The 17,492-nt window shown below is 59.1% G+C and carries 14 protein-coding genes and 4 tRNA genes; 4 read left to right on the forward strand and 14 right to left on the reverse strand.

Translation table 11 applies throughout. The annotated features are described in order from the left end of the window. Positions 1-65 precede the first annotated feature (65 nt). From leuB to leuC, 4 genes are all read right to left on the reverse strand, one after another. The gene (gene leuB, locus ACIP66_RS09785; RefSeq protein ID WP_159812952.1) at positions 66-1,148 is read right to left on the reverse strand and encodes a 3-isopropylmalate dehydrogenase; all 1,083 of its coding nucleotides are present in this window, start codon (positions 1,146-1,148) and stop codon (positions 66-68) included. A 54-nt stretch (positions 1,149-1,202) separates the two neighbouring features. Then, positions 1,203-1,970 carry a class I SAM-dependent methyltransferase gene (locus ACIP66_RS09790; RefSeq protein WP_400647502.1) on the reverse strand — a complete coding sequence of 256 codons (768 nt, stop codon included), beginning with the start codon at positions 1,968-1,970 and terminating at the stop codon, positions 1,203-1,205. Positions 1,971-2,104: 134 nt separating this feature from the next. Further along, positions 2,105-2,749: a 3-isopropylmalate dehydratase small subunit gene (gene leuD, locus ACIP66_RS09795; RefSeq protein WP_236428489.1), complete on the reverse strand. Its 645-nt coding sequence runs from the start codon at positions 2,747-2,749 to the stop codon at positions 2,105-2,107. A 10-nt stretch (positions 2,750-2,759) separates the two neighbouring features. Next, entirely contained in the window at positions 2,760-4,178 is a 1,419-nt protein-coding gene (gene leuC, locus ACIP66_RS09800) for a 3-isopropylmalate dehydratase large subunit (RefSeq protein WP_053118926.1), read from the reverse strand. Between the two features lie 147 nt (positions 4,179-4,325). On the opposite strand from leuC, the gene ACIP66_RS09805 reads away from it, so the two are divergent. Beyond that, entirely contained in the window at positions 4,326-5,216 is an 891-nt protein-coding gene (locus ACIP66_RS09805; protein ID WP_053118923.1) for a LysR family transcriptional regulator, read from the forward strand. Between the two features lie 69 nt (positions 5,217-5,285). Beyond that, positions 5,286-8,564 carry a PAS domain S-box protein gene (locus ACIP66_RS09810; RefSeq protein WP_400647506.1) on the forward strand — a complete coding sequence of 1,093 codons (3,279 nt, stop codon included), beginning with the start codon at positions 5,286-5,288 and terminating at the stop codon, positions 8,562-8,564. Positions 8,565-8,609: 45 nt separating this feature from the next. Here the strand turns inward: ACIP66_RS09810 and ACIP66_RS09815 are convergent, their stop codons facing one another. The 10 genes from ACIP66_RS09815 to gltX form a co-directional block, all read right to left on the reverse strand. Then, on the reverse strand, positions 8,610-9,053 hold the full coding sequence (locus ACIP66_RS09815; RefSeq protein ID WP_400647508.1) for an Hsp20 family protein: 444 nt from the start codon (positions 9,051-9,053) through the stop codon (positions 8,610-8,612). 122 nt (positions 9,054-9,175) lie between these two features. Then, on the reverse strand, positions 9,176-10,135 hold the full coding sequence (locus ACIP66_RS09820; RefSeq protein WP_116031011.1) for a tRNA-dihydrouridine synthase: 960 nt from the start codon (positions 10,133-10,135) through the stop codon (positions 9,176-9,178). 163 nt (positions 10,136-10,298) lie between these two features. Further along, complete coding sequence (locus tag ACIP66_RS09825) at positions 10,299-10,736, reverse strand: acyl-CoA thioesterase (protein ID WP_400647510.1); 438 nt, start codon at positions 10,734-10,736, stop codon at positions 10,299-10,301. Positions 10,737-10,782: 46 nt separating this feature from the next. Continuing rightward, positions 10,783-11,616 carry an alpha/beta fold hydrolase gene (locus ACIP66_RS09830; RefSeq protein WP_212544403.1) on the reverse strand — a complete coding sequence of 278 codons (834 nt, stop codon included), beginning with the start codon at positions 11,614-11,616 and terminating at the stop codon, positions 10,783-10,785. A gap of 30 nt (positions 11,617-11,646) precedes the next feature. After that, positions 11,647-12,186, reverse strand: a complete 540-nt coding sequence (locus ACIP66_RS09835) for a TetR/AcrR family transcriptional regulator (RefSeq protein ID WP_053118906.1) — start codon at positions 12,184-12,186, stop codon at positions 11,647-11,649. Positions 12,187-12,367: 181 nt separating this feature from the next. Then, positions 12,368-12,443, reverse strand: a tRNA-Glu gene (locus tag ACIP66_RS09840). A gap of 79 nt (positions 12,444-12,522) precedes the next feature. Next, a tRNA-Ala gene (locus ACIP66_RS09845) sits at positions 12,523-12,598 on the reverse strand. A 52-nt stretch (positions 12,599-12,650) separates the two neighbouring features. Then, positions 12,651-12,726 (reverse strand) — tRNA-Glu (locus ACIP66_RS09850). Between the two features lie 80 nt (positions 12,727-12,806). Next, a tRNA-Ala gene (locus tag ACIP66_RS09855) sits at positions 12,807-12,882 on the reverse strand. Between the two features lie 254 nt (positions 12,883-13,136). Beyond that, positions 13,137-14,618 (reverse strand): glutamate--tRNA ligase, encoded by a 1,482-nt coding sequence (gene gltX / locus ACIP66_RS09860; RefSeq protein WP_159812938.1) that lies wholly within the window; start codon positions 14,616-14,618, stop codon positions 13,137-13,139. A gap of 229 nt (positions 14,619-14,847) precedes the next feature. Between gltX and ACIP66_RS09865 the strand changes: the two genes are divergently transcribed. Together ACIP66_RS09865 and ACIP66_RS09870 are read left to right on the forward strand one after the other, a co-directional pair. After that, positions 14,848-15,897: an HlyD family secretion protein gene (locus ACIP66_RS09865; protein ID WP_159812937.1), complete on the forward strand. Its 1,050-nt coding sequence runs from the start codon at positions 14,848-14,850 to the stop codon at positions 15,895-15,897. Between the two features lie 49 nt (positions 15,898-15,946). Beyond that, complete coding sequence (locus ACIP66_RS09870) at positions 15,947-17,437, forward strand: MDR family MFS transporter (RefSeq protein WP_172680097.1); 1,491 nt, start codon at positions 15,947-15,949, stop codon at positions 17,435-17,437. Positions 17,438-17,492 lie beyond the last annotated feature (55 nt).

Below are 17,492 nucleotides of genomic sequence, written 5' to 3' on the forward strand. Positions count from 1 at the left end.
GCGACAACACCGTCGTGAAAAGACTACAGCTGGTTAGAATTGTATTACTCATCGCTACAGATAGATTACAGATTCCGCAACGCGGCGACTACTGCGTCGCCCATTTCCTGCGTACCGACTTTGGTGCAACCGGCCGAATAGATGTCGCCCGTGCGCAGACCCTGGTCGAGCACGACGCTGACGGCTTTTTCGATGGCATCAGCGGCATCCTGCAGATTGAAGCTGTAACGCAGCATCATCGACACCGACAGAATGGTCGCCAACGGGTTGGCAATGCCTTTGCCAGCGATGTCCGGAGCGGAACCGTGGCAAGGCTCGTACATGCCCTTGTTGTTGGTGTCCAGCGACGCCGACGGCAGCATGCCGATGGAACCAGTGAGCATCGACGCCTGATCGGACAGGATGTCGCCGAACATGTTGTCGGTGACGATCACGTCGAACTGCTTCGGTGCGCGCACCAGTTGCATCGCGGCGTTGTCGACGTACATGTGGCTCAGTTCGACTTCTGGATAATCCTTGGCCACTTCTTCAACGATTTCACGCCACAGTTGGCTGGACGCCAGCACGTTGGCCTTGTCCACCGAGCAGAGCTTTTTGCCACGCACCATGGCCATGTCGAAACCGACGCGGGCGATGCGGCGGATTTCGCTTTCGCTATACGGCAGCGTGTCGTAGGACTGACGCTCGCCGTTTTCCAAAGTGCGGGTGCCGCGTGGCGCGCCGAAGTAGATGCCACCGGTCAGCTCGCGAACGATGAGGATGTCCAGACCGGCAACGATTTCCGGCTTCAGGCTCGAAGCCTCGGCCAGTTGCGGGTACAGAATCGCCGGACGCAGGTTGCCGAACAGGCCCAGTTGCGCACGGATTTTCAGCAGGCCGCGCTCAGGGCGGATATCACGTTCGATGGTGTCCCATTTCGGGCCACCGACGGCGCCCAGCAGTACGGCATCGGCAGCGCGGGCACGGTCGAGGGTTTCGTCGGCCAATGGCACGCCGTGCTTGTCGATGGCCGCGCCACCGATCAGGTCATGGCTCAGCTCGAAGCCCAGGCTGTATTTGTCGTTGGCCAGTTCCAGCACCTTGACCGCTTCGGCCATGATTTCCGGACCAATACCGTCACCTGGGAGAATCAGAATCTGCTTGCTCATGCTTTCCTCGTGTCTTCAGTCGGTGCGCCATCTGAGGCGCGCCCGGAAAAATTCTTAGCGCTCAGCCATCAATACGATTACATCTGTACTGAACGAGCCGTCGGCATCAATCTCAAAATATTCGCGCACTTCGTTGCCCATCGACTGCTGCAACTGGCGGATCGCGGCGCGCATCACTTCGGGTGTGCGCATGCGCTCAACCCAGGTGGTGTACTCCAGACGCAGGCGCTGACGCGCAGTGCTACGCACATGCAAACCGGCCTCGCTGACCTGGCGCAGCCATTCAGCAGCAGAATAATCGCGCACATGGCTGGTGTCGCGGAGCACTTCGACGCTTTGCAGGTAAGTGTCGAACAACGGACTGCCCGGTGACAACACGTCAACGAACGCCGCCACACCGCCCGGCTTCAGCACCCGACGCACTTCGCGCAGGGCCACACCGAGATCGCTCCAGTGATGCGCCGAATAACGGCTGAACACGAAGTCGAACTCGCCATCGGCAAACGGCAGACGCTCGGCGGCACCGTTGACCGTGGCAATGTTGCCGATACCGCGATCAATCGCAGCGGCGGCGACCACGTCGAGCATTTGCTGCGACAGGTCGTAAGCGACCACTTCCTTGACCAGCGATGCCACGTGAAAACTGACGTGACCGGCGCCGCAACCCAAGTCCAGCACACGAGCCTCGCCCTGCCCGGCCAGTTGAGCCTGTAGCAGCGCGAATTCGGTGCCTTGAGCGTGAACGGCGCTGCTCAGGTAGGCGGCGGCCTGCTCACCGAATTGCTTTTGTACGACCTGGGTGTGTTGGGCGGTGCTGGTCATGGGGACTTCCTTTTTAGGGTGAGTCTTGTGGTGCTTTTGAGGGCCTCATCGCGAGCAGGCTCACTCCTACAGGGGAACGCATTTCAAATGTAGGCCTTCGCCTGCTCGCGATGGCTCCATTCGCCATACGCAAATCATGCGTCGCGGAACAACCACGGCTGGCTTACGCGGTGCTTCGCTTCAAACGTCGCAATCGCATCACCGTCCTGCAAGGTCAGCCCGATATCGTCCAGACCGTTCAACAGGCAATGCTTACGGAACGCATCAATCTCAAAGCTGTACACCTTGCCATTCGGGCTGGTCACGGTCTGCGCTTGCAGATCGACCTGCAATTGATAACCCGGCTCAGCCTCGACCTGCTTGAACAACTCATCAACCTCAGCGTCGCTCAAGATGATCGGCAACAAGCCGTTCTTGAAGCTGTTGTTGAAGAAAATGTCGGCATAGCTCGGCGCGATGATGCTGCGGAACCCGTATTCTTCCAGCGCCCACGGCGCGTGTTCACGGCTGGAACCGCAACCGAAGTTCTCACGGGCCAACAAGACGCTGGCACCTTGATAACGCTCGGCGTTGAGGACGAAGTCCTTGTTCAGCGGACGCTTGGAGTTGTCCTGATACGGTTGCCCGACATCGAGGTAACGCCATTCATCGAACAGGTTCGGGCCGAAACCGGTGCGCTTGATCGACTTCAAAAACTGTTTCGGAATGATTTGGTCAGTGTCGACGTTGGCACGATCCAAAGGCGCGACAAGACCAGTGTGCTGGGTAAAAGCTTTCATGCTGCGCTCCTTAAATCAATTCGCGAACGTCGATGAAACGACCGTTCACCGCTGCCGCCGCCGCCATGGCCGGGCTGACGAGGTGGGTACGGCCACCGGCGCCCTGACGGCCTTCGAAGTTACGGTTGGAGGTCGAGGCGCAATGCTCGCCGGACTCCAAACGATCCGGGTTCATCGCCAGGCACATCGAGCAACCCGGCTCACGCCATTCGAAACCGGCTTCGAGGAAAATCTTGTCGAGACCTTCGGCCTCTGCCTGCGCCTTAACCAGACCCGAACCCGGCACCACGATCGCTTGCTTGATGGTCGAAGCGACTTTACGGCCCTTGGCGATCACCGCCGCAGCGCGCAAATCTTCGATCCGCGAGTTGGTGCAGGAGCCGATAAACACGCGATCCAGCTGAATGTCGGTGATCGCCTGATTGGCGGTCAAACCCATGTATTTCAGGGCACGGACGATCGAGTCGCGTTTGACCAGATCCATCTCTTTGGCTGGATCCGGCACGTTCTGATCAACGGCCAAAACCATCTCAGGCGAAGTGCCCCAGCTGACTTGCGGCTTGATCTGCGTAGCGTCGAGCTCAACCACGGTGTCGAACCTGGCGTCGGCGTCGGAGACCAGATCTTTCCAGGACTCGACGGCCATGTCCCATTCCGCGCCTTTCGGAGCAAATGGACGGCCCTTCACGTAGTCGACAGTCTTCTGATCCGCTGCCACCAAACCTACGCGGGCGCCGGCTTCGATGGACATGTTGCAGATGGTCATGCGGCCTTCAACGGACAAATCGCGGATCGCGCTGCCAGCGAATTCGATGGCGTGGCCGTTACCGCCGGCGGTGCCGATCTTGCCAATCACTGCGAGGACGATGTCCTTGGCGGTCACACCGAACGGCAATTGCCCTTCAACGCGCACCAGCATGTTTTTCATTTTCTTGGCGACCAGGCACTGCGTGGCGAGCACGTGCTCAACCTCGGAAGTACCAATACCGTGAGCCAAAGCGCCGAATGCGCCGTGGGTCGAGGTGTGCGAATCGCCGCAGACCACGGTCATGCCCGGCAAGGTCGCGCCCTGCTCCGGGCTGATCACGTGGACGATGCCTTGGCGGACGTCGTTCATCTTGAACTCGACGATGCCGTATTCATCGCAGTTGTCGTCGAGGGTCTGAACCTGCAAACGCGAGACCTGATCGGCAATGGCTTCGATGCCGCCCTTGCGCTCTGGCGTCGTCGGTACGTTGTGATCCGGGGTCGCAATGTTGGCATCGATGCGCCAAGGCTTGCGCCCGGCCAGACGCAGACCTTCAAAGGCTTGCGGCGAAGTCACTTCGTGAATGATGTGACGATCGATGTAGATCAGCGCCGAGCCATCGTCGCGCTGCTTGACCAAATGCGAATCCCAGAGCTTGTCGTAGAGCGTTTTGCCGGCCATCAGACGGTTCCTCATCAGCTTGTTTCTATGCCCCGGGCCTTGAACGTTTCAATAACCCTTTGGCTTGTGAGGTCGATCCTATGGGGTTACATTAAATAACTCAAATTCATATTTTTTATGCTTTGGATAACCAACTGGAATACCACCATGGATCTGGCCAACCTCAACGCTTTTATTGCCATCGCCGAGACCGGCAGCTTCTCCGGCGCCGGCGAACGGTTGCACCTGACGCAGCCTGCCATCAGCAAACGTATCGCCGGTTTGGAGCAGCAATTAAAGGTGCGTCTGTTTGATCGCCTCGGCCGTGAAGTCGGCCTGACCGAAGCCGGCCGCGCCCTGCTGCCACGGGCCTACCAGATTCTCAACGTGCTCGATGACACCCGCCGCGCGCTGACCAACCTGACCGGCGAAGTCAGCGGCCGGCTGACCCTGGCGACCAGTCACCACATCGGCCTGCACCGTTTGCCGCCGCTATTAAGGGAGTTCACCCGCCGTTACCCACAGGTCGCGCTGGATATTCAGTTCCTCGATTCGGAAGTGGCCTACGAAGAAATTCTCCATGGCCGCGCCGAGTTGGCGGTGATCACCCTGGCGCCGGAGCCGCACGCGCTGGTCAAAGCCACGCCGGTGTGGGACGACCCGCTGGATTTCGTGGTCGCCCCGGAGCATTCGCTGATCAGCAACGGCGCCGTCAGCCTGGCGGACATTGCCGGCCATCCGGCGGTTTTCCCCGGTGGCAACACATTTACTCACCATATTGTCCAACGACTGTTCGAGGCTCAGGGCCTGACGCCGAACATCGCCATGAGCACCAACTATCTGGAAACCATCAAGATGATGGTCTCGATCGGCCTGGCCTGGAGCGTGCTGCCGCGCACGATGCTCGATGATCAGGTGGCAAGCATCGCTTTGCCGGGCATACAGCTGCGGCGCCAGCTAGGCTATATCTTGCACACTGAACGGACGCTATCGAACGCGGCTCGCGCCTTTATGGCCTTGCTGGACGCACAAATCGATCTGCCAGGGACTCTCGGCTGACTTGTGCTACTCCTATAGAGCCGCGTTTCCCTGTGCCTAACGCATAAACCAGCTCAAGGCCCGTAACCAATGCCGAAATCTGTTGACCGTATCCCGCCGATGCCGCGCATTCAGGCAATTGATCCACGGCATTCCGAGCAGAGCTGGGAAAGTGCGCCGCAATTGCTCGCGGCGCTCAACGGCGCCCGGCTCGGCGCTTGGTATTGGGACATTGAGCGCGGGCAGATCAGTTGGTCGCGGGGCACGCAGGCATTGTTCGGCTTCGATCCACGCCAGCCGCTGCCGGCCGACCTTGAATACCTCGATTTATTGCCTCCGGAAGATCGCGCGAAAACCGTGCGCGCCTTCCACGCGGTGATTGCCGGTGCGCCGCTGGAGCAAGCGATGCACCACCGCATCCAATGGCCTGACGGCAGCCTGCACTGGCTGGAGATCAGCGGGAGTCTGCTGCCGGACAAAAACGGCCGCCCCCGAATGATCGGGGTGATTCGCGAAATCACCCACCAGCGCCAACGCGAGCAAGCGCTGAGCAGCTCGGAGAAACGTTTCGCCACACTATTTCACCTATGTCCCAACATGGTTTTGCTCACCCGTCAGGAAGACGGACTGATCAGCGAGGCCAATCAGTATTTTGAAAGCCTGTTCGGCTGGCCGGTGCAGAGCGCCATCGGCCGCACCACGCTGGAACTCGGTTTGTGGGTGCATCCCGAACAACGCGCCGAACTGGTCAAAAAGACCAACACCAAAGGCGAACTGATCGCCATGGAAGTGCAGTTCCGCGCCAGCAACGGGCAGATTCACGACGGCATTCTCAGCGCGCAGAAGGTCGAACTGGAAGGCCAACCCTATCTGCTCAGCACCTTCCTCGACACCACCGAACGCAAAGCTGCCGAACATGCGCTGAAGGACAGCCAAGAACGTCTCGACCTCGCGCTGGACTCGGCGCAACTCGGCACGTGGGACTGGCACATCCCCAGCGGCATGCTTTACGGCTCGGCACGCGCCGCGCAGTTACACGGGCTGGAAGCGAAACCGTTCCATGAATCGTTTGACGAGTTTTTCGAAGGCGTGCCCGGCGAAGAACGCGACAGCATGCGCGACGCCTACCGCAGCCTGCGCGAAGGCCCCGCAGGCAACTATCAACTGACCTATCGCGTGCAACTGCCGGACGGCAGCTCGCGCTATCTGGAAAGCCGCGCCCGCCTCTACCGCGACGACAACGGCGCGCCGCTGCGCATGGCCGGCACGTTGCTGGACATCACCGATCAGGTTGAGCGAGAGCAGCGCCTGGTCGCCTCAGAAGAAAAATTCGCCACGCTGTTTCAGGTCAGCCCCGACCCGATCTGCGTCACGCGCCAGGACAGCGGCGAGTTCATCGAGATCAATAACAGCTTTACCCAGACTTTCGGCTGGAGTGCCGGCGACGTAATTGGCCACACCGCCGAAGAAATCGGCCTGTGGGACGCTTCGGCAAAAAGTCTGCAACGCATCGAGCGGGTGATCCGCGAACAGGGCCTGAGCAACGTCGCGATCATCGTTCAGCATAAGGACGGCCAGTCGCTGACCTGCGTGATTTCTAGTCGGCAGATCAGCGTCGGCGATCAACCGTGCATCGTCACCACCCTGCGCGACATTACTCAGCAGCAACGCTCGGAAGCCGCACTGAAGGCCAGCGAAGAGAAATTCGCCAAGGCGTTTCACTCAAGCCCCGACGCGATCACCATCACCGAACGTGATTCCGGGCGCTATCTGGAAGTTAACGACGGTTTCTGCCGCCTCACCGGTTATCGCGCTGAAGAGGTCGTCGGTAAAACCGTGTATCAGGTCGGCATCTGGGCCGAGGAGAAACAGCGCTCGGCGCTACTCGCCGAGTTACAAATCAAGGGCCGCGTCCACCATCAGGAAATGCTTGGGCGCAACAAGCGCGGGGAAATGCTCACGGTCGAAGTCTCGGTCGAGCCGATCACCCTCAATGAAACCGCGTGCCTGCTGCTGACCGCCCGCGACGTCAGTCTGCTGAAAAATGCCGAAGCACAAATTCGCCATCTGGCTTATCACGACCCACTGACCAACCTGCCCAACCGCGCCTTGCTGATGGATCGCCTGAGCCAGCAGATCGCCCTGCTCAAGCGCCACAACCTGCGCGGCGCCTTGCTGTTTCTCGATCTCGATCACTTCAAGCACATCAACGATTCCCTCGGCCATCCGGTCGGCGACACGGTGTTGAAGATTATCACCGCGCGCCTTGAAGCCAGCGTGCGCATGGAAGACACCGTCGCGCGCCTCGGCGGTGATGAGTTTGTGGTGCTGCTCAGCGGTCTGGAAGGTTCGCGCAACGAAGTCAGTACGCAAGTGCGCGAACTGGCCGACACCATCCGCGAATTGCTTTCGGAACCGATGTTCCTCGATGGCCAGCGCCTGCAAGTGACGCCGAGCATCGGTGTGGCGTTGATTCCCGATCACGGTTCAACCCCGACCGACCTGCTCAAACGCGCCGACATCGCGCTGTACAGGGCCAAGGATTCCGGGCGCAACACCACGCAGATGTACCACAACACCATGCAGAAAGCCGCCAGCGAGCGGCTGCGCATGGAGACCGATTTGCGTCTGGCGCTGTCGCGCGGTGAATTCAACGTGCACTTCCAGCCGCAGATCGATGCCCGCAACAACCAGATCATCGGCGCCGAAGCACTGGTGCGCTGGAACCACCCGGAACTCGGTGCGCAATCACCCACCGAATTCATCAAGGTTCTGGAAGACAGCGGCCTGATTCTCGAAGTCGGCACGTGGATCCTCGACGAAGCCTGCGACGCCTTCAAACAGCTGATCGGACTGAAACTGGTCGACCCGCTCAACTTCAGCCTGTGCGTGAACATCAGCCCGCGGCAGTTCCGCCAGAACGACTTCGTCGAACGCATCGAACACAGCATGATCAGCCACGGCTTGCCCTGCTCGCTGCTGAAACTGGAAATCACCGAAGGCATCGTCATCCAGAACCTGGAAGACACCATCAGCAAAATGCGCCGACTGAAAAAACTCGGTGTGAGCTTCGCCATGGACGATTTCGGCACTGGTTATTCGTCGCTGACGTACCTCAAGCGCTTGCCGGTCGACACGCTGAAAATCGACCAGTCGTTTATCCGTGATGCGACAACGGATCCGAACGATGCCGAGATCATCCGCGCAATCGTCGCAATGGCGCGCAGTCTGGAGCTGGAAGTGATCGCCGAAGGGGTGGAGACGCCGGAGCAGTTGGCGTTTTTGCAGGGATTAGGTTGCCATTTGTATCAGGGTTATCTGCACAGCCGGCCGGTGGCACTGGATGATTTGAAGGTGTTGCTGGAATAGCGGGCACAAAAAAGGGTGCCATTGGCACCCTTTTCATTGCTCGGCTTACTGCAACGCCGGCTTCTGCACCCCATTGATCGGGATGCGTTTGGCTTTCGCTTCTTCCGGAATCACGCGCAGCAGGTCGATGCTCAGCAGGCCGTTGCTAAGATCCGCTGCCTTGATCTCGATGTGATCGGCGAGGCGGAAGGACAGCTTGAAAGCACGCTGGGCAATGCCCTGATGCAGGAAGGTCACGCCTTCGTTGGCATCACGCTTGCCGCCACTGATGGTCAGCACACCTTTCTCGACTTGCAGTTCCAGGTCTTCTTCCTGGAAACCGGCTGCCGCTACGACGATGCGGTATTGGTCGTCACCGTGTTTTTCTACGTTGTAAGGTGGGTAGCTGCTGCCTGGCTCATTGCGCAGGGCTGTTTCGAACAGGTCGTTGAAACGGTCGAAGCCCACCGAGGAACGGAACAGTGGCGCGAGGGAAAATGCAGTACTCATGGTTCAAATCTCCTGAAAACAATCAGCAAGTTTTTTTGACTCCGCGACCCGAATTCGGCATCGCGTAACCCCTAGATAGGAACCGCTGATTTGTTTTCAAGAGACTATTTGCAGATTTTTTTTCAGGCGGCTTCGGCAACCGGCAAACCCAGCAAACGCGAAACATGATCCGGCTCGGTCTCACGGCGCAGCACGGTAAACAGTTCGGTCGCCTCAGGATAATTGCGCGTCAGCATCGCCAGCCATTGCTTCAAACGGCCCGGTGATTGGCGAGCGGTCATCTGTGCTTTGGCTTGCAACCAGAAGTCCTGAATCAGCGGCATCAGTTCCGCCCAAGTCATCTCGACGACTTCTTCACCGGCACGGGCAGCGGCGATTTGTTTGGCCAGATCGGGGCGCGACACCAGACCGCGACCAAGCATGATGTCTTCGACGCCGCTGATTTCGCGGCAACGACGCCAGTCTTCGACGCTCCAGATATCGCCATTGGCGAACACCGGCACCTTGACCACGTCCTGCACGCGCGGGATCCACTCCCAATGCGCCGGCGGTTTGTAGCCATCCATTTTGGTTCGCGCGTGAACCACGATGTGTTCGGCGCCGCCTTCGGCCAATGCGGTGGCGCAGACCAGCGAGCCGTCGGGGCTGTCGAAGCCGAGGCGCATTTTCGCGGTCACCGGAATGTGCGCAGGCACGGCACGGCGCACGTGTTCGACGATCTGGTTGAGCAACTCGGGCTCTTTCAGCAGTACCGCGCCGCCACGGGATTTGTTCACGGTCTTGGCCGGGCAGCCGAAGTTGAGGTCGATCACTTCGGAGCCGAGTTCGCAGGCCAGCGCAGCGTTTTCCGCCAGGCACACCGGGTCGGAACCGAGCAACTGCACGCGCAGCGGCACACCGGAAGCGGTGCGGGCGCCGTTGAGCAGCTCGGGGCCGAACTTGTGGAAGTACGCCGGGGTGAGCAACTGATCGTTGACCCGAATGAATTCGGTCACGCACCAGTCGATGCCGCCAACGCGGGTCAGCACGTCGCGGAGGATGTCGTCGACCAACCCCTCCATGGGCGCCAGAGCAATTTGCATGGGGAAAACACTACTTAAGGAAAAAACGTGCGGCAGTTTACTGGATATCGCGGGAAATCGCAGATCCCTTGTAGGAGCTGCCGAAGGCTGCGATCTTTTGATGTTGTTTTTTATAATCAAGATCAAAAGATCGCAGCCTGCGGCAGCTCCTACAGGGATTGTGTCAGGCCGGGGTCAGGATCGCAGGGCCATAGCCTTCGATGAACTCGGCCGGCATGCGCTTGGGTTTGCCGGTCGACAGTTCGATGCAGACAAACGTGGTTTGCGCGCGCAGCAGCGTGGTGTTGTCGCTCGGGCGGATCAACTGAAAGTGACGGGTCATCTTCAAGCGCTGATCCCAATCGACGATCCACGTCGCCAATTGCAACTCATCGCCTTCATAAGCCGCTGCCAGATAATCGATTTCGTGGCGCACCACGGCCATCGCCCGATCCAGTCGCCGATATTCAACCAGATCCAGCCCCAGACGCTGCGAGTGGCGCCAGGCACAGCGCTCGAGCCAAGTCACGTAGACCGCGTTATTCGCGTGGCCCAGCCCGTCGATGTCCTCGGCGCCTACTTGCAGATCAACGGTAAACGGCGTTGCCCGATCCCAGCCCATGCCCCACTCCCGGTCAGTTTATTCAACCGGGGCAGTGTAACGGAGCTCACGCCGATTGGCGCGCCTGAAGGCTACGGCCGGCGAGCAGTGATAACACGCCATCAATCACGCGCGGGTCGGCGAGCACGCGCTGATGACCACCGCCCTCAAGGCGCAGCAGACGGCTGTCGAACCAGGATTCATGGATCAGCTGCGACTCCTTGACCGAGACGAAGTTATCGTCCTCGGCGTGCACGATCAGGCCGGGCATATCCAGTTGATAGTGGGCAACGTCAAGGGTCGCGGCGCGCATGCCGACGTCCTGCTCGACCTGACGGATGAATGCCGAACGCGCTCGCGGTGGCATGCCCATGTAGCGAGCGAACCCGCGTAACACACCAAGAATTCGCGCCGGCGCAGCGATGCTGACGAGGGTTTCGGTGCGCAAGCCCAATTGCACTGCGAGCATCGCGCTGGCGCCGCCCATGGAGTGACCGATGACGGCTTGCAGCGGCGGCAATTCGGCGGCAGCTTCGAGCATGGCGCGGGCGAACAGGACGACGTTGGCTTCACGCCCCGGTGAGCGGCCGTGTGCCGGTCCATCGAGCGCAACGACGGTGTAACCGGCATCGACGAGCGCCGTGATCAGCGCGGCGAACTGGGTGGGCCGCCCTTCCCAACCGTGCATCAACAGCACCGCAGGGCCTTGGCCCCAGCGCAATGCCGAGAGTCCGAAGCGAAGGGTGATGCGCTCGGCACTGGCCAACATCGGCAGTTCCCAATCACGCAGTGGCAGCGCGCGCGGCGTCATGAACGCCAGGCGCATTTTGCTCGCCACTAATTTCGGTGCAAACCAGCCTAAGGTGCCATTAACGCCACGAACCCATTTCAACGTGCTCATCGCTCTCTCCTCAGGCGTGTTGCCTTCAGGTCAACGCACCGCCGACTTGGCAGCGCGCAGCAATCGATCGGATAAATCTCCAGGGCCGAGCGCTCTTGCGAGGGCCAGACCTCCCACCATCAAGGCCACATCAGCCAGGGCTTTGTCGGTGTCCTCAGGGCTGGACGCCAACTGCGCAATCATCAATTCCAGGTGTTCGTTCAGCGCGATGCGGAACGATTCCGGCAGACGCCCCAGCTCACCGATCGACGCCGGAATCGGGCAGGCCGCTTCGCTGGAGTCACGGTGCTTGCGCGACAGGTAGAACGCAGCAACCAGCGCGCGGCGTTCTTCACCGGTCAGTTCGGCATCCATGTCGGCAATCAGGTCACGGCGGCGGCCAAGCAGCTGTTTGAACGCTTCGAGCATCATCGCGTCCTTGCTTTCGAAGTGCGCGTAGAAGCCGCCAACCGTCAGGCCGGCTGCGCCCATCACTTCGCCCACGCTAGGGTCTGCCGGGCCGCGCTGGATCAGTGCAGCGCTGGCAGCCTTGAGGATGCGTTCGCGGGTTTGAGCTTTTTTATCGTTCATCGTTGCCTCCGAATATTACGACTAGAATATTATTCGCATAATAATATTCTGCAAGTCAAGGATATGACCGCTGGTCTGAAGCACAGTTTAGGAAATAGGAGAATTGGCCAAACGCCAGACAAACAAAAGGGCCATTCAATAATTGAATGACCCTTATAAAATCCCGCAGAGCGGGTAATCGTGGCGTCCCCTAGGGGACTCGAACCCCTGTTACCGCCGTGAAAGGGCGGTGTCCTAGGCCACTAGACGAAGGGGACACAAACCTTCTATACAACTGATCAGTGCTGAGTGCTGATCGATTCAAGGCCGGTGTGGCCAGACCTTGAACTGTAAAATTGGTGGAGCTTAGCGGGATCGAACCGCTGACCTCCTGCATGCCATGCAGGCGCTCTCCCAGCTGAGCTAAAGCCCCGATTTATCGCCTCACGGCGGAGTGACATCTTGCAACATCACTTCTGTAAAACTGGCGTCCCCTAGGGGACTCGAACCCCTGTTACCGCCGTGAAAGGGCGGTGTCCTAGGCCACTAGACGAAGGGGACGCAAACCCTTCTATACAACAGACCAACACTGAGTGGTGATCGCTTCAAGGCCGGTGTGGCCAGACCTCGAAGTGTAAAATTGGTGGAGCTAAACGGGATCGAACCGTTGACCTCCTGCATGCCATGCAGGCGCTCTCCCAGCTGAGCTATAGCCCCTCATCGTTGATGTCATCGCTGAGGACGGGGCGAATCTTAAGGGCGTATCGAAAGCCTGTCAAACTTATTTTTGAAAAATTTCAAAGTTTTTCGTCGGCATAACAATCACTTACCGCCCTCCCCCGTAAATTCGGGACTCGGGATGTCGCAGAGACCTGTAGGAGCTGCCGCAGGCTGCGATCTTTTGACTTTATCTTTTGAAAACAAGATCAAAAGATCGCAGCCTTCGGCAGCTCCTACAGGAGGCGAAGCGTTTAGGCGATAGCGGCCAGGAGCTTTTCCCACTCTTTGTTTTCTTTCTTCGACACACCGCCCAGCAGGTCAATCGCCTGACGCAGACGGAAGCGGGTCAGATCCGGGCCAATGATTTCCATCGCATCGAGCACCGACACCGAGCTCGCCTGACCAGTGATTGCAGCAAACATCAGCGGCATCGCGTCACGCAGTTTCAATTCCAGCGATTCAACCACTGCCTGAATCGTTGCGGTGATGTTGTCTTTCTCCCACTGACGCAGGCTTTCCAGCTTCCACAGGATCAACTGCATCAACTGACGAACCTGATCGCCCGAGAGCTTTTTCGATTCGAACAGTTTGGCATCCGGATTGACGCCACCAGCGAAGAAGAATCCGCCCAGCGGTGCAACCTGGCTGAAGGTTTCAACGCGACCCTGCACCAGCGGTGCGATCTTCATCATGTATTCCGGGTTCAACGCCCAGGTCTGCAAGCGGCTGGCGAACTCTTCCACCGGCAGATCACGCAGCCACTGGCCGTTGAGCCACGACAGCTTCTCGATGTCGAAGATCGGCCCGCCCAGTGAGACACGCTTGAGGTCGAAGTTGTCGACCATTTCCTGCAGCGAGAACTTCTCGCGCTCGTCCGGCATCGACCAGCCCATGCGGCCGAGGTAGTTGAGCATCGCTTCCGGCATGAAGCCCATGCGCTCGTAGAACGTCACCGAGGTCGGGTTCTTGCGCTTGGACAGCTTGCTCTTGTCCGGGTTACGCAACAGCGGCATGTAGCACAGCTCCGGTTGTTCCCAGCCGAAGTATTCGTACAACAGAATCAGTTTTGGTGCCGATGGCAGCCACTCTTCGCCGCGCAGCACGTGGGTGATGCCCATCAGGTGATCGTCGACCACGTTGGCGAGGAAGTACGTCGGCAGGCCGTCGGTCTTCATCAGCACTTGCATGTCCATGCGATCCCATGGGATCTCGACGTCGCCACGGAGCATGTCCGGCACCACGCAAACGCCTTCGCTCGGCACTTTCATGCGGATCACGTGGGGTTCGCCAGCGGCCAGACGGGCTGCGACTTCTTCTTTCGACAGCAGCAGCGCGCGGCCGTCGTAGCGCGGGGTTTCACCGCGAGCCATTTGCTCGGCGCGCATCTGATCCAGCTCTTCAGCGGTGCAGAAGCATGGGAACGCGTGGCCCATTTCGACCAGTTGCTGGCAATACTTCTGGTAAATGTCGCCGCGTTCGCTCTGGCGATACGGGCCGTGCGGGCCGCCAACGTCCGGGCCTTCGCTCCAGTCGATGCCCAACCAGCGCAGAGCGTCGAAGATCTGCTGTTCGGACTCGCGGGTCGAACGCAACTGGTCGGTGTCTTCGATCCGCAGGATGAACTCACCGCCGTGCTGCTTGGCAAAGCAGTAGTTGAACAATGCGATGTAAGCGGTACCTACGTGGGGATCCCCGGTAGGCGATGGCGCGATGCGAGTGCGGACGGTGGTCATGGCATGTCTCGAAAATAATGAAAAGCAAAACAATCAAGCGGCGAATGGTAACAGGCGACACCCGCCCCGCTCCAGCGGGCAGGGCATTTAAGCCAAGTTTGCGTCTGTAAGGCCCGTAAGCCGTGATGAATAGCGGAATATCAGCAGATGGCATTTACCGTTTATCGGCTGTATGCCAAATTTGCCTGCTGATAACTTTCCTTACAATTTCTCGACTACAGTTTGCCCCATGCCTGCCCAACTCAAGCGTCGCCTGTTTATTTTCCTGCTGCTCGTCCTGCTGATTGCCGGGGGCTTCTTCGCCCACTGGTTCTTCAAAGGACGCTTTTATGAAAGCACCGACAACGCCTATGTACAGGGTGAGATCACTCGTGTCTCGAGCCAATTGGGCGCGCGCATCGATGAAGTGCTGGTGCAGGACAATCAGCACGTGGAAAAAGGCCAGTTGCTGGTACGCCTCGAACCGAATGATTTCCGCCTCGCGGTAGACCGCGCCAATGCCGCCCTCGCCACCCGCGAAGCCGAACGCCTGCAAGCGCAAAGCAAATTGACCCAGCAATCGAGCCTGATCGCCGCCAGCGATGCGCAAGTGGCAACCACCCAAGCGACGCTTGGCCGCTCGCAGATGGATTTGTCGCGCGCTGAAACCTTGCGCAAACCCGGTTACGTTTCCGAAGAACGCGTGACCACCCTCTCCGCCGACGCCCACATTGCTCGTTCGCAAGTGGCTAAAGCACAGGCCGACGCGCAAGGTCAGCGCCAACAGGTCAACGCCCTGAACGCTGAAATCAAACGCCTCGACGCACAGATCGCCAACGCCCACGCCGATATTGCGCAAGCCGAACTCAACCTGACCCGCAGCGAAATCCACGCGCCGATCAGCGGCCTCGTTGGCCAGCGTGCCGCGCGCAACGGCCAAGTGGTGCAGGCCGGCGCCTATCTGTTGTCGATCGTTCCGGACGAAGACATCTGGGTGCAGGCCAACTTCAAGGAAACCCAGATCGGCCATATGCAGCCCGGTCAAAAAGCCGAGCTGACCTTCGATGCGTACGGCGACACGCCGATCGAAGCGCGGGTCGAAAGCCTGTTCGCTGCATCTGGCGCGCAGTTCAGCCTGTTGCCACCGGACAACGCCACCGGCAACTTCACCAAAGTCGTGCAACGGATCCCGGTAAAACTAACCTTCAAAGCCGATAACCCGCTGCATGGCAAAATCCGTCCGGGCATGTCGGTCACCGCGACCGTAAACATCAAAGATGCCCCTGAAGATGGCCGGTGATTCGCTGATCCGCCCGGTCGGCGAACCGACCCGGCGCGATTGGATCGCGGTGATGAGCGTAATGCTCGGCGCCTTTATGGCCGTGCTCGACATCCAGATCACCAACTCTTCGCTGAAAGACATTCAGGGCGCGCTGTCGGCGACGCTGGAAGAAGGCTCGTGGATTTCCACCTCCTATCTGGTCGCGGAAATCATCATGATCCCGCTGACCGCGTGGCTGGTGCAGTTGCTCTCGGCGCGGCGATTGGCTGTGTGGGTGTCACTGGGTTTTCTGGTGTCTTCGCTGCTGTGCTCGATGGCCTGGAGCCTGGAGAGCATGATCGTCTTCCGCGCGATGCAGGGCTTCACCGGCGGCGCACTGATCCCGCTGGCGTTCACCCTGACCCTGATCAAACTCCCCGAACACCACCGTGCCAAAGGCATGGCGATGTTCGCCATGACCGCGACGTTTGCGCCGTCAATCGGCCCGACGCTGGGCGGCTGGCTCACGGAAAACTGGGGCTGGGAATACATCTTCTATATCAACATCCCGCCGGGCCTGATCATGATCGCCGGGTTGATGTACGGGCTGGAAAAGAAAGAAGCGCACTGGGAATTGCTCAAGAGCACCGACTACACCGGCATCCTCACGCTGGGCATCGGCCTCGGTTGCTTGCAGGTTTTTCTCGAGGAAGGCCATCGCAAGGACTGGCTGGAATCGAGCTTGATCGTGACGCTGGGCAGCATTGCGTTGGTGAGTTTGATCACCTTTGTCATCGTGCAGATTTCCAAACCCAATCCGCTGATCAACCTTGGCATTCTGCGTAATCGCAATTTCGGTTTATCGAGTATTTCCAGCCTGGGCATGGGTGTCGGGTTGTACGGCTCGATTTATCTGTTGCCGCTGTACCTGGCGCAGATCCAGAACTACAACGCCCTGCAGATCGGCGAAGTAATCATGTGGATGGGCGTGCCGCAGCTGTTTCTGATTCCGCTGGTACCGAAACTGATGAAGATCATTTCGCCGAAATGGCTGTGCACGCTGGGGTTTGGACTGTTTGGTCTGGCGAGTTTTTCGTCGGGAGTGCTCAACCCGGATTTTGCCGGGCCGCAGTTCAATCAGATTCAGATTGTCCGGGCGCTGGGGCAGCCGTTGATCATGGTGACCATCTCCCTGATCGCCACGGCGTACATCCTGCCGCAGGACGCGGGGTCGGCGTCGAGCCTGTTCAACATTCTGCGCAACCTTGGCGGTGCGATCGGCATTGCCTTGCTGGCGACGCTTTTGGATGCGCGCACCAAGACCTACTTCGATTATTTGCGCGAGGCGGTGGTGCCGACCAATCCGCAGGTGGCCGAGCGGTTGGCGTCGATGACGGATCGGTTTGGCAGTGACACGGCGGCGTTGGGCAAGTTGAGTGAGATCGTCCATCAGCAGGCGGCGATCATGGCTTACAACGATGCGTTTCACTTTGTCGGGATTGCGCTGGGGGTCAGTATGTTGGCGATTCTACTGACCAAAAAATTGCCGGAGGGGTTGAAGGCCGGGGAGTCTCACTGATCCGACTCAATCCTGTAGGAGCTGCCGAAGGCTGCGATCTTTTGACTTTGATTGT

It is taken from the genome of Pseudomonas sp. NPDC088429, assembly GCF_044753305.1.
Lineage (GTDB): Bacteria > Pseudomonadota > Gammaproteobacteria > Pseudomonadales > Pseudomonadaceae > Aquipseudomonas > Aquipseudomonas rustica.

Bases quoted from the DNA above. Each gene is read 5' to 3' on its own strand.
- ACIP66_RS09805 (WP_053118923.1), top strand. From the start codon at position 4,326: ATGGATCTGGCCAACCTCAACGCTTTTATTGCCATCGCCGAGACCGGC.
- gltX (WP_159812938.1), bottom strand. From the start codon at position 14,618: ATGACCACCGTCCGCACTCGCATCGCGCCATCGCCTACCGGGGATCCC.
- leuC (WP_053118926.1), bottom strand. From the start codon at position 4,178: ATGGCCGGCAAAACGCTCTACGACAAGCTCTGGGATTCGCATTTGGTC.
- ACIP66_RS09835 (WP_053118906.1), bottom strand. From the start codon at position 12,186: ATGAACGATAAAAAAGCTCAAACCCGCGAACGCATCCTCAAGGCTGCC.
- ACIP66_RS09825 (WP_400647510.1), bottom strand. From the start codon at position 10,736: ATGGGCTGGGATCGGGCAACGCCGTTTACCGTTGATCTGCAAGTAGGC.
- ACIP66_RS09790 (WP_400647502.1), bottom strand. From the start codon at position 1,970: ATGACCAGCACCGCCCAACACACCCAGGTCGTACAAAAGCAATTCGGT.
- leuB (WP_159812952.1), bottom strand. From the start codon at position 1,148: ATGAGCAAGCAGATTCTGATTCTCCCAGGTGACGGTATTGGTCCGGAA.
- ACIP66_RS09830 (WP_212544403.1), bottom strand. From the start codon at position 11,616: ATGAGCACGTTGAAATGGGTTCGTGGCGTTAATGGCACCTTAGGCTGG.
- ACIP66_RS09810 (WP_400647506.1), top strand. From the start codon at position 5,286: ATGCCGAAATCTGTTGACCGTATCCCGCCGATGCCGCGCATTCAGGCA.
- ACIP66_RS09820 (WP_116031011.1), bottom strand. From the start codon at position 10,135: ATGCAAATTGCTCTGGCGCCCATGGAGGGGTTGGTCGACGACATCCTC.
- leuD (WP_236428489.1), bottom strand. From the start codon at position 2,749: ATGAAAGCTTTTACCCAGCACACTGGTCTTGTCGCGCCTTTGGATCGT.
- ACIP66_RS09865 (WP_159812937.1), top strand. From the start codon at position 14,848: ATGCCTGCCCAACTCAAGCGTCGCCTGTTTATTTTCCTGCTGCTCGTC.
- ACIP66_RS09815 (WP_400647508.1), bottom strand. From the start codon at position 9,053: ATGAGTACTGCATTTTCCCTCGCGCCACTGTTCCGTTCCTCGGTGGGC.